9 protein-coding genes are annotated in these 12,189 nt (G+C 51.0%); 2 read left to right on the top strand and 7 right to left on the bottom strand.

All coding sequences use genetic code 11. The features are described 5' to 3' along the window. Positions 1-19: 19 nt before the first annotated feature. The 7 genes from WBL42_RS10945 to WBL42_RS10915 form a co-directional block, all read right to left on the bottom strand. On the bottom strand, positions 20-895 hold the full coding sequence (locus WBL42_RS10945) for a hypothetical protein (protein WP_424721312.1): 876 nt from the start codon (positions 893-895) through the stop codon (positions 20-22). A 209-nt stretch (positions 896-1,104) separates the two neighbouring features. Beyond that, positions 1,105-1,350 (bottom strand): hypothetical protein, encoded by a 246-nt coding sequence (locus tag WBL42_RS10940; protein ID WP_424721311.1) that lies wholly within the window; start codon positions 1,348-1,350, stop codon positions 1,105-1,107. Between the two features lie 120 nt (positions 1,351-1,470). Next, a complete protein-coding gene (locus WBL42_RS10935; protein WP_424721310.1) occupies positions 1,471-2,061 on the bottom strand; it encodes a hypothetical protein in 591 nt (196 codons plus the stop codon). Between the two features lie 71 nt (positions 2,062-2,132). Further along, the gene (locus WBL42_RS10930; protein ID WP_424721309.1) at positions 2,133-3,059 is read right to left on the bottom strand and encodes an IS5 family transposase; all 927 of its coding nucleotides are present in this window, start codon (positions 3,057-3,059) and stop codon (positions 2,133-2,135) included. Between the two features lie 68 nt (positions 3,060-3,127). Then, complete coding sequence (locus WBL42_RS10925) at positions 3,128-3,496, bottom strand: hypothetical protein (protein WP_424721308.1); 369 nt, start codon at positions 3,494-3,496, stop codon at positions 3,128-3,130. A 343-nt stretch (positions 3,497-3,839) separates the two neighbouring features. Then, positions 3,840-6,923: a PKD domain-containing protein gene (locus tag WBL42_RS10920; protein ID WP_424721307.1), complete on the bottom strand. Its 3,084-nt coding sequence runs from the start codon at positions 6,921-6,923 to the stop codon at positions 3,840-3,842. Positions 6,924-7,238: 315 nt separating this feature from the next. Continuing rightward, complete coding sequence (locus WBL42_RS10915; RefSeq protein ID WP_424721306.1) at positions 7,239-8,612, bottom strand: PAS domain S-box protein; 1,374 nt, start codon at positions 8,610-8,612, stop codon at positions 7,239-7,241. A gap of 687 nt (positions 8,613-9,299) precedes the next feature. Between WBL42_RS10915 and WBL42_RS10910 the strand changes: the two genes are divergently transcribed. Together WBL42_RS10910 and WBL42_RS10905 are read left to right on the top strand one after the other, a co-directional pair. Further along, entirely contained in the window at positions 9,300-11,690 is a 2,391-nt protein-coding gene (locus tag WBL42_RS10910; protein ID WP_424721335.1) for a CDC48 family AAA ATPase, read from the top strand. 37 nt (positions 11,691-11,727) lie between these two features. After that, complete coding sequence (locus tag WBL42_RS10905; RefSeq protein ID WP_424721305.1) at positions 11,728-12,165, top strand: Hsp20/alpha crystallin family protein; 438 nt, start codon at positions 11,728-11,730, stop codon at positions 12,163-12,165. The last annotated feature ends 24 nt before the right edge of the window (positions 12,166-12,189 follow it).

Raw genomic sequence — 12,189 nt, 5'->3', positions numbered from 1 at the left:
GAAGATACCCAGATTCTATTCAGACTATCTGCGTTTTGTTATTGAAAAGACGAGGTATGTTAAGTGCAGGTCGGTGTTCGAATTTTTTTATATGAGTGTTCATAATAACGGACAAGCCTTTAATCTTTTGTAATTCTTCAAGCTTGTCGTTAAAGCTGAAGTCACAACATAAACACGAATTAGAATCACTATCAAGAAAATCATCGATTCGGAATGAAACTAAAAATGGCACACTTTTTGCCGTATACTTATAGTCGTAGTCTTTAGAATTTTCTCGAATATTCCAGATTCTACATCGCTTGTCCTTTGGATTTGATGTAACGATTATGCAACTACCAGGATTGATTTTAGTCGGTATAATTCGGCAAATTTTCCCATCATAAACATGATTTTGAATATGAGAGCACGATCTAGGTTCTTGACTGCATATGCTACAAACGCTATTTTCTATAATGACCTCAGGACTTAGGTAAAATCCGTTCCCATATTTTTTTCCTATTTGATATTCTATATCGCGAATCGATTTTTTTATAAATTTTGATGCGTTATCCGGAAAAATTGATGCTGATAAAACGCTCTCAAAACGTTCATTACAATTTTGAAGTAAAAACCAAACCCATTCCACATCTCTTAAACTGAATATCCAATCTCGACAGGATACGATTGTGAGTAATTCTGATAATTCCTCAAATGCATTAAAGGATATTCCAAAAAACAACGCGGTTTTTTTTATTTGTGAATCTGCATTTTCATCGGATTGGCTAATAATTTTACATAGTTTTTTATTTGTTTTTGCAACGCTCGACGCCCTTGCGTACTCTTGGGTTTGAACATGATCCAGACACTGAAGAGTCCCTGATAGGAATGTCTCGGCTGGATTTTCATCGCTCTTCATTATCGGAAAGTGATATTGTGGTTATAATCTGCTTAAGGGTTTCTCCGTCGCCATGATAAATTATGGTAATTAGTTTTTCGGGTTTCTGAATTTTTAAATCCAAATGAATCGTAGAATTTAACAATTTATCCGCAATCCAAGTGCTCAGAACTCCCAAGACTAGAGGGAGAGCGACGTCTTTGATCAATAAAATACCCAAATAGACTTCATCACATCTCCTTTCGTAAAATGGTAACCTTTACATCAAAATCATGCAAAGCCAAAGCAACAATTCCGTGACTTTTAAAAGTTTTGTATAACTCAATTGATTCTATGGTCTCTCTAAGTTTTTCCGCCGAATTTGTAGTGTCAATATTTTCAGGAAGGCAAAGTACATCGAAATTTTTTCCCACAAATTGAGGATTTAGGGATTTAATATTTTCAAATCCTTTCCATAGTGGAGAGATGGATTTCATAATATTCTCTTTCCATAATCAAGGGTTATAACTAACGGTTCGTAATTTTTTCAGGAAATTAATCGATAGAAAATATTTGTCCGAGAACAACAGAATTTATCGTCATAAGTTGCGAGAGCCTTAATTTCTTTTTGAAAAGAAATCTAATATTTTATCAAAAAAAGAGTCCTGAATCAAAGTATAGTTCACGTCGATAACCTCATATTTTCTTAAAAACTGTTCACCAAACCCAGTAGTAAAGAATAAAACTATTAAAAAAACAAAAAAAGATTTAATGATCAAAATATACCCTAAATCGAGAAAAGGGGAAATAAAATTATTGAAGACCATTGAGAAAATTTCACTCCCATATTTTGCAGCAAGATACGCGTAAAGAAACACTAAAGTGAATAGCACTGAAGCAATAATCGAGAAATGGAAAGATACAAATCTTTCTTTAATTGTTTTGATTGTTTGATTATCCTCATTAGGTCTTGCTAAATAAGGAAGCGGTGGAATAACCCAATTTAAAAAATGTAGTCGGCCCATCCACTGTGGAACAATTCTAACCGGATTTGCTAATAATCGTAACGACAAGAGATAGGCGGGGCAAATCACGATTGCAGACAAAATGATACACTGAAGATCTTCAGTTGGAATTGGACCCGGTTCTTTAAACTGAATTATCGTAGCGACTAAGAAAAAAAGAACAATAAAAATTCCGAATGACAAGCGTAGATTCACGATATAGACTTTGAATATTTTTCTCCGCAATGTCTCTCCGAACGGCGAATTAAATTTACTTAAAGAATTGCTCTGTAGAAAACCACAATTATGAGAACTAGTAAGAAACTGTGAATGTTGCAGACAATCATTTTGTTAGCGATTTCTTTCGTCTGAATCAGAAATCTTCGAGCTTTGAGATCGCCGCAGAACTTTCTTTTCAGGACGGAGAATTTGTTTTCCACAAGTTGTCGTCTTGGATAGACCCTGTCATTGAACTGACAAGCCATTTCCTGACGGTATTTACCGCCGATGATCTCATTATTCCAGGAGCGGATCGGAATAACAGAATTGGCATGAAGGTCTTCCCGGATCAATCGATGAATTGCTTCAGAGTCGTATCCTTTATCCATGACGTAACAATCGGACTTTCGGATTTTGTGACATTGTCGGAGTAATTTTACTGCATGCCGGGTATCGTGGACCCGGCTGTTTGAAGCAACAAATCCGGTGATTACCTGTTGATCGGTATCAACGGATATCGAAGTTTTCAGGAAGTGTTTTCGGATTTTACCGGTTCGTTCTGAAAAATAGTGGCTGCAGTACCCACTTGTAAAACCGGAAGAATCGATAGCGGTTATGCGAATATTCTCATCGTTGGAATAGAACAGGTCCACCGTCTTTCTAAAGGTCAACCGGAGATAAAGAGACTTTATCCGCGAGAGAAATTTTTGGAGCGTTGTGAAATGGGGGATTACTGATAGATCAAGGATCTCTTGAACACCCACCATATCTCCGATGTCTTCGATGAATTCCCGGTAGTGCTGGTTCCGGAAATCTTTGAACAAAATCAGGACAAGCAGCTGGTGTTGGGTGTAGATCTTCTTTGAAAATTTACAGGAATATGGCTTGAGATGAGTCGACTTTACGACTGAAATGGCCGCGTGGATAAACCTGATATTCCGGCTCGCTGATTTCTTTATTGTCTCCTTTCTATTTGACGACACATCAAAGGAAGGAGACGCTGTACCTTTGATCTTTCGGTCGTCTGTACATCTCTTTTAGATTAGGATTTCTACAAAGCAAAAATATCATAATGATAAGATGGATCTTGAAGGGTAATTTTGAGAATTACTGGTTTAAACGGATCGGTTTTTTTGATAAACATCCTTAATTCGATTGGATCATCTTTCTCCAAACTTTGAATCGATTGAATTTTAATAATACTTGAATCTGAAATAGCTGATTTTGCCGACGCAATAAATCTTAAATTTAATCCTCCAGGTGTTGTCAATTCTTGGAGCTTTCCAGAGAGAATGAGATAAAAAATGAAGGGGATAAACAGTAATGTAACAAAGAAAATTTCATTTTGGATTTTTAAAATGTCTGCTGATATTACTAACAATAAGCCAGAGGCGATAAGAAGAACAATCAAAATAGGCAATTTCAATATCTTTTTTAGAAATTGGATTAATTTTATTAGAACTGGGTACATTTTATTAAATTTTACATTAAAGATTGTTTTATTAAATTCTTTCGTTTAATATCCTTCATAAAATTCAAGCATTTTTTTTGATAACAAACAACTGACTGTTGATAATTCAAAAAAACAATTTAATTTGGATTCGAATCCCTATAACAATATTTTTCGCTCGTCATTCGATTTTCGGCTCTGTAGAAATCATCAAAGAATCCTTTTGATGCTATCGAAAACTCTGTCACATACGTTCGGTACCGAACATCATACGCAGCGCAAAAAAAGTGAGGGTGAGTGTTTTCTCCCCGTATTAATCGTACTCCCGGAACAGCGCCGGGTTCTGCCGGCGGATCCACCAGCGCCGGACAATGAACCCGCTGCCCGCGAGCACAACACACCCGGCACCAATCAAACCAACGGTCGCGAGCGGGAAGCCGGTGTCCGGTACTGCAGGCTCGGGAGGAGTAGTGGTTTGTCGGACTACTACAGGCCCGGCGTCACGTACCTGCGAGCCGGTATCCGACCGGGACACTGCCGGGACCTCCACATCCGGGGACGTGCCGGTCTCGACCTGGGACGGGGCCACAGAAACCATAGCCGTAGAGAATGATGGCAGCCCGTTCACGCCGTCTTTCGTGTTCCCGATGGCAAGCAGGGAGTACGTGTCCGCATTAGCTGTGAAGTAGAAGTCGTTGCCGGAGGAGTACACGAACTTCGTGGGCAGTTCCTGCCATCCCTGGCTTGCGTAACTCATGATGACGATATCGGCTGGCTCGACCTGGTGCCGGCTCAGATAATCCGAGCTGACCTTGAGGTAAATATCTGTGTTCTTACTGAGCGTGGTAGCAGAGGTCCTGAGGCTGGTGGGATCGCCATCGTCGCTGCCGGGAGAACTACCCGTAATGGTACCGGAGCCGCCGGATGATCCGGTCGGTGCGATCGTGGGGCTTGTCGTTACCGGTACCAGAGAGACCGTAACATATCCCGGCTGCGTCAGCGTATTGGTATGCGTTCCGTTGACAGCGGTAAGGGAGACCGTATAGGTCCCGGTCCCGGCATAGGTATGTGCCGGGTTCTGGTCCGTTGACGTGACTCCGTCGCCGAATGACCAGAGCCATGCAACGGGTAACCCGGCTGATGTGTCGGTGAACTGCACGGTCAGCGGGGGAGAGCCGGTCCGCGGGGTGGCATTTGCGAAGTTGGCGACGACCGGCGTTGTGGGTGAAGTCACGGTCACGAAGCCCGGCACGGATTTTGTATCGGTGACCGAGTCATTCGTTGCGGTAAGGGTTACCGTGTATGCCCCGGCCGTTGCATAGGTATTGGACGGGTTCCGGGCGGTGGAAGTCTGGCCGTCGCCAAACGACCACAGCCAGGTCTTCGGGAGACCCGTGGAGGCGTCGTGGAACTGGACAGTCAGCGGGGCATTGCCGGAGAGCGGGGGATCGCCCGTGAAGTCGGCGGTTATCGGGATAGTGCCAGGAGAAGTGACGATAATGTACCCAGTCCTTGTGAGGGTATCGGAGTAATCCGGCGATTTGTTCACCTTCAGGGAGACAGTGTACGTGCCGGCAGTATCGTACGTATGAGACGGATTCCTGCTGGTGGAGAACCCGTTATCAGTTGCATTGAATGAACCGAAGTACCAGTACCAACCGGTAGGTGATCCTGTGGATGTGTCGGTGAACTGCACGGTCAGCGGTGCAGTCCCGCTGGTGAGCGACCCGGTAAACCCGGAGGCAATTGTTGTCCAGACAGCAACTACGGAGCTCACGCTCTGGGAATCCACGGTGGCCGTGATCGTCCCATCCCCTTCCGAGGATGATGAAAAGATGGTTGTTACCGCACCAGAAGAGGTGGAACCGGACAGGGAAGTGAGGGTGCCGGTACTAGTGGAGAAGGTGACCGGGATGAGATCGGGGACATACTGCGTCCCAGCCGTCTTCGTGCTGGTCCCGGTGCCGGTCATGGAATACGTCAGGTTGGCCTGGATCGTGGAAGTCGTCCCCGGGTTGATGAGGGTCGGGGATGCGGAGATGCCAAGGACCAGCCACGGGTCACACGTAACACCGGGACCGACGAGGGCCGAGGGATTATTGTTCGATCCCCACCAGTTATTCCTGGCATCAAGACTGCCGGTACTGGAGACCGCCACTCCCGGCGCCGTATTGTCATTCACCAGCCGGTTGAAATTAAGGGAACCACTGGCATAGACCGCCCCGCCCAGGGGCCTATTGCCGCCGGGGTCAGCACCTGCCTGGCATCCGGTGATGGTATTGCTGGTGACCGTGATCGCGCCGGTCGAATAAATTGCACCACCGCCGCCACCGTTGACGTTGCTGCCGCCGTTGCCGGCCGAGCAGCCGGTGATCGTGCTGCCGGTGACCGTTACCGTGCTGGTCGCAGACGCAGAGATCGCGCCGCCGTTGCCGCCATTCCCATGGTAGCTGCCGGAAACGCCCCAGTTGCCGCTGTAGCCGCCGTTGCCCGCCGAGCAGCCGGTGATCGTGCTGCCGGTGACCGTGAGTGCGCCGGCCGAATGAATTGCACCGCCATAGCCCCCGGTGCCGCCAGTACCGGCAGGAGGTTGACTGCCGCCCATTGAGTTGCCACCGGTGCCACCGTTGCCTGCCCGGCATCCGGTAATGGTGCTGCCGGTCACGTTGACTGTGCCGGTCGCATAAATTGCACCGCCATAGCCCCCGGTGCCGCCAGAACCGCCAGCGAAGTTAGACTGAATCGTGTTTACCACACTGCCGCCCGTGCCGCCGTTGCCCGCCGAGCATCCGGTAATGGTGCTGCTGGTCACGGTAACCGCGCCGGTCGTAAAGATCGCACCGCCGCTGCCGCCGTTGCCGCCAGCACCGCCGTTGTTATTGCTCGCGGTGTTGCCACCGTTGCCACCCGTCCCGGCAGAGCAGGTGGAGATGACGGATGAAACGATGGAAACCGGCCCGGCCGACAAGATGGCGCCGCCATTATTCCCGTCGCTGCCGGCAGTACCAGGACTGCCATCTGCACCGGCCGCCCCGTCCAGAGCCTTCCCGTTCCGGAGCGTCAGGTTGGCGACGGTAAGTGCGGAGCTATCCGTGACGGAAAAGATCCTGCCGGACAATTGCGCGTCGATGATAGTATCCGCGGGACCGTGGCCGTCCGCGGCCCGGATAGTAAGGCTCTTTCCCGTGATGCTGATGTCGTGCTCGAAGTAGGTGCCAGGCTGGAGGATGATCGTGTCGCCGTCACCGGCTGAACTGACAGCAGCGGTAAGCGCAGTAGCGGAGGCGTTACTGATCGTCGTCACCGTTGCTGCACATGCAGGCGCCACCAGCACCAGCGCAAAGATCAGTGCCAGAAAAAAGATCATTCTATATCGTTTCACGATCGCAGGTTCCACAATTCATCTCCCGTTTCTAAAAAATTACCCGTATTTCCCGGCCCTGATGACGGATCCGGGTATTTTTCCGAAGTAACTATATCTCTGTAAAAAATCCGATTTAATCAAATCGCGTTCTGCTAGTGATAATCAATAGTGATTATCGGTGATAGCGGGGGTCGTTGCTGGTCCCGATCCAAAAATCGCGGGGAAATTTCATGATTACTCCAACAGACAAAAGTGAAAGATGAGAGAACTTTTGATCTTTTTATGATTCCGGAAAAAAATACCGGCCATACATTCAATCCGGACAGTACGGATGGTTCAGCCAGGTATTCAGGGTGCAGGCAGGATACCAGCATCCTGCGCAGCAGGGTCAATCTCGTTGATGGTGATGGTGACCGAGACCGATCCATCGCCATGAGTGACCGGGGTATTCACCTTCTGATATAACTGCCCCTCTCTCCGGCTCTTCAGGTACTGGACGATCCGCTCCCCCGCCGCCACCCTGCCGGCAATGCACCACGGGCAGACCGTGTCGAGGTTGTAGAATGCCTTGTGGCAGTATTCACCCGTGGCATCGCGGCCCCGGTGCCGGATGAACCGTTCACTCATGTATTCTATCCGGTGGTTCTCCGGGTTGATTGCGACGATACCGGAAAACGTGTCGGCCAGCGCATCGTACCGGCTGCGGAATTCGGTAAGTGCCCGCTCGGCAAGCACCCGGTCGGTTACGTCCCGTAGGACACCGTTGATGCTAGTATAGGTACCGGATGTGTCCTGCTGGATCATACCATTCCCCTCCAGCCAGAGGATCCTGCCATCAGCGGCGGGCGCCCGGAACAGAACCCCATGGAGATAGAGCCCGGATTCCCTGATGTTCATGAAATGCGAGAAGATCAGCCCGATATCCTCCGGAGAGATAATCTGGTCGAAATGTTTACCAATGAGATCGGCGGGGGAATACCCGTATCTTGCTGCCTGCGGGCTGATATAGGTAAGGATGCCGGCCATGTCGACGGAGAAGATAATGTCGTTTATGTTTTCAACCAGGCTGCAGAATTTCTCCTCGCTCTCCCTGAGTTCAGTCCCGATCCGTTTTGTCTCGGTGATATTATCGTCGCCGGTGACGATAACGCCCGGGGAACCGTCGGGGAACCTGATCGGCCTCATGGTGACATTGTACCACGTTATCGTGCCATTGAACTGGTCCCCGACTTCAAGCGTGATCTCCTGCCCGGCCAGGGCCTTTTCAAAAGCCTTCACCCATGCACCGGGATCTACCATCCGGTTTTTTATATGTCGGAAGATCGGGACGCCAATGATCTCTTCGCGCGGAAGTCCGATGTACTGGGAATACAGGGCATCATTTACCTGTAAGACCACGGCATCCCGGTTCAGTACGAAGAACGGTTTTGAGGTGAGTTGCCGGAATGTTGTAACCGGGAGGCGCTGGGAGAGATAGTAGAGCTTGGCATTCCCGAGATTCCTGACTTCGGTGATCTCCAGTGCTGTGAGCACTTCAAGGTACTTTGCAACGGACATGCGGTTGAGCTTAGTTGCTTCGGCAATCTCACGGATGTTGACACCGCGGGGATTATCCTTGAGCACTTCCAGTATGCGGGTGACTCCGTCAGCGGGTTTAGCTGCGGAACAGGCCGTGATATTATCGTAATGGGAATTATCCGGTATACTTTCCGAATCTGTCATGCAAATTCCATCTGTCCTGCGCAGGATCCATTTTACTCCGCCGGATAATCAGGCTCCTCATTATGTCATCATCCGCTCGGACCAGTGCATCCGTTCGTTGAGGACAGAAGTCGCAGGAAACACCGGTGTGTCCGCGGGGACCTGAGGCGATTATTGTTTTTCCCGTAGGTCGACAGAGACCGGCAAGCCGACAAAACCAAGGGTTACCCTTCCCGATCTGCTTACGTCAACTTGGTTGATAGATCTATTAAAGTAAGGGACGATAACAGTTGTTATTTAATCCGGTCTTTCCGGAATCCGTGCCCTACGGGCTCGGTCAGCCCGGGTTATTTTTGCATACCGGGGCCTGCAACAAAATTTTCCTGGGATTTCTGGGGAAAAAATGTTCGAAGCCCGCAACCTGTTCGTTATCTGCTTCCGGGAATGCCGGCAGGTACCAGAAAAATTTGCTTGGGATTCCTTCCAGACCGTTCATCGCACGCCAGAAATGTAAACGGGGTTTTGCCGCGACAGACGGACTTCCGCAATAGCAGATGAGGTTCTGTTAACTTGTTGAGGGGTGGTGGCGTTTCTCTGAAGAAGAAAATCATCCATCCCATGCCAAGTTAACAGAACCAAATTAAGCAAGGTTTAAATACAATACCACACTAACTAATGGTAAACCTTCAACCTACGAGGTGTTTTATGATGACAGATAATGATTATTCCGAAGTAACCGTAAAAGAAGCAGCGCACGACGATGCAGGCCGGGGTATCGCCCGGGTCAGCATCGAGGTGATGAAGAAACTTGGCCTGGTCTCCGGCGATGTTATCGAGATCCAGGGCAAGAAGAAGGCCGCTGCCATCGTCTGGCCGGGCTTCGCACAGGATACCGGCGCTGCCATCCTCCGCATTGACGGCAATGTGCGGGGAAATGCCGGGACCGGTATTGACGAGAAGGTCCGGATCCGGAAGTCCGAGGCCGCGTACGCAAAGAGGGTGGTGATCCAGCCCACGCAGCCGATACGTCTTGTCGGGGGCGAACAGTATCTTTCACGGGTTTTGCGCGGCCGGTCGGTGATCGAGGGACAGACCGTCCGCGTTGATGTGATCGGCAACTCGATCACGCTGGTCATTGCCAAAGTGGTCCCCAAGGGAATTGCCATAGTCACTGACGATACCGAGATCGAACTCAAGGAAGAACCGTACAAGCCGGAGGAAGGCAAGAAGGAACTTTCCGACATACACTACGAGGATATCGGCGGGCTCGGGCGCGAGCTGCAACTCGTACGTGAGATGATCGAGCTCCCGCTCCGTCACCCGGAGATCTTCGAACGTCTCGGGATCCAGCCGCCCAAGGGTGTGCTGCTCTATGGTCCTCCCGGCACCGGCAAGACCCTGATCGCAAAGGCCGTGGCAAACGAAGTGGACGCCCATTTCATCACCCTCTCCGGCCCGGAGATCATGAGCAAGTACTACGGCGAGAGCGAGAAGGGCCTCCGGGAGAAGTTCGAGGAGGCGGAGCAGAACGCGCCGGCTATCATCTTCATCGATGAGATCGATGCGATTGCACCGAAGCGTGCCGAAGTCCAGGGAGAGGTCGAGCGTCGGGTGGTAGCCCAGATGCTGGCCCTCATGGACGGCCTGAAGGGTCGGGGGCAGGTCATCGTAATAGCAGCCACCAACCTGCCGGACTCGATCGACCCGGCCCTCCGGCGCGGAGGGAGGTTCGACCGGGAGATCGAGATCGGTATCCCGGACAAGAAAGGCCGCATGGAGATCTTCCAGGTACATACCCGCGGCGTTCCGCTCGCAGACGATGTCAGGATCGAGCAATATGCCAACAGCACCCACGGTTTTGTCGGCGCAGACATTGCCCTGCTCGTCAAGGAGGCGGCAATGCATGCGCTCCGCAAGGTGATCCCGCAGATCAAGATCGACGAGGATATCCCAAACGAAGTGCTCGACCGCCTCAAAGTCACGGACGAAGACTTCGCCGAGGCGCGCAAGCATGTGGAGCCCTCCGCCATGCGCGAAGTGCTGGTCGAGGTCCCCGACATCACCTGGCAGCAGGTGGGGGGCCTCGAAGACGTGAAGCAGGAACTTCGGGAGGCCGTTGAATGGCCCCTCAGGTTCCCGGATGTCTTCGAGCGGCTCCAGACCAAGCCCCCCAAGGGTATACTGATGTTCGGTCCGCCCGGTACGGGCAAGACCCTGCTCGCAAAGGCAGTGGCCAATGAGAGCGAGTGCAACTTCATTGCGGTGAAAGGCCCCGAGCTGCTCTCGAAATGGGTGGGCGAATCCGAGAAAGGGGTGCGGGAGATCTTCCGCAAGGCACGGCAGGCATCCCCGTCGATCATCTTCTTCGATGAGATCGATGCCATGGTGCCCAAGCGGGGATCCTACCAGGGATCATCGCACGTGACCGAGAGTGTTGTCTCCCAGATCCTTACGGAACTCGACGGCATGGAAGAACTCAGGAACGTGACTGTCCTGGCGGCAACCAACCGACCGGACATGCTGGACGATGCGCTGCTCCGGCCGGGCAGGCTGGAACGGCACATCTATGTTCCTGCACCGGACGAGGAAAGCCGGAAGAAGATCCTCGAGGTCTACCTCGGGGGGGAGACCGGTAACATCCTTGCAAAGGATGTCGATGTCGATGCCCTGGTGAAGCAGACTGACGGGTATGTCGGTGCCGATATCGAGGCCCTCGTCCGCGAGGCAAAGATGGCGGCGATGCGTGACTTCATCGTCCAGATGGGTGACAGGAACGAACAGGAGCGCAAGGACGCGATCAAGAACGTGATGCTGACAAAGGCACACTTTGACGCGGCCCTGCTCAAGGTCAGGGGCTCACTTGACCCGGATGCGATCGAGAAGTCCGAACGGCAGGCCTGGGAGATGCTGTACAACCCGGAACAGCGCACCGTCCTTGAGAAGGCATTGATGGCAGTCACCCGTGCCGGCGCAGTGCATAAGAAGGCCGATGAAAAGGCGATCGCAGAACTCCGCAGGATGACCTTTGCACGGAAGAAGGACTTTGCCGGGATCAGGACACTGACCGAATCCCTGGAAAAGAAACTGGACAAAGAGTGACCGGGAAGGAAAAAACCTGGTATTTGAGGTGATATCAATGTTTGAAGATCCCATGGATATGTTCGAAGAGATGGACGAGATGTTCGCCCGGCTCTTCACCCGGATGGACCGGGAGTTCACGAACGGTACCGGTGCCTCCGGGTACCGGGTTGTCGTTGAGCGTGGGGGAGATGCCCCGGATATGGCCAAAACAGGTGCCTCCCGGCCCCGCGATGGCAGCGAGCCGGTGACCGAGGTTCACCGTATCGGCGATGAGGTGAAAGTGATTGCGGAACTGCCCGGGGTGACCGACGAATCCCTCAGGCTCGATCTCCAGGGCGACCAGCTCGTCATCGATGCCGGCGATGCCGGCCACCACTACCATACTGCAGCGGTACTCCCCCCGGTAGATGCATCGTCAATGCATGCTTCGATAAAGAACGGGGTGCTTGAAGTCACGTTCAAACGTCTTTCCGGTGCATCTGCAGAAGCCTGATCACCCCCGGAAACGAACCCCCCC

The sequence above is a fragment of the Methanoregula sp. genome (assembly GCF_049686655.1).
Taxonomy (GTDB): Archaea; Halobacteriota; Methanomicrobia; order Methanomicrobiales; family Methanospirillaceae; genus Methanoregula.
This window is presented reverse-complemented; position numbering and strand designations above follow the sequence as displayed.

Coding starts and splice junctions, on each gene's coding strand:
- WBL42_RS10940 (WP_424721311.1), bottom strand. CDS start 1,350: ATGAAATCCATCTCTCCACTATGGAAAGGATTTGAAAATATTAAATCC.
- WBL42_RS10910 (WP_424721335.1), top strand. CDS start 9,300: ATGACAGATAATGATTATTCCGAAGTAACCGTAAAAGAAGCAGCGCAC.
- WBL42_RS10915 (WP_424721306.1), bottom strand. CDS start 8,612: ATGACAGATTCGGAAAGTATACCGGATAATTCCCATTACGATAATATC.
- WBL42_RS10905 (WP_424721305.1), top strand. CDS start 11,728: ATGTTTGAAGATCCCATGGATATGTTCGAAGAGATGGACGAGATGTTC.
- WBL42_RS10945 (WP_424721312.1), bottom strand. CDS start 895: ATGAAGAGCGATGAAAATCCAGCCGAGACATTCCTATCAGGGACTCTT.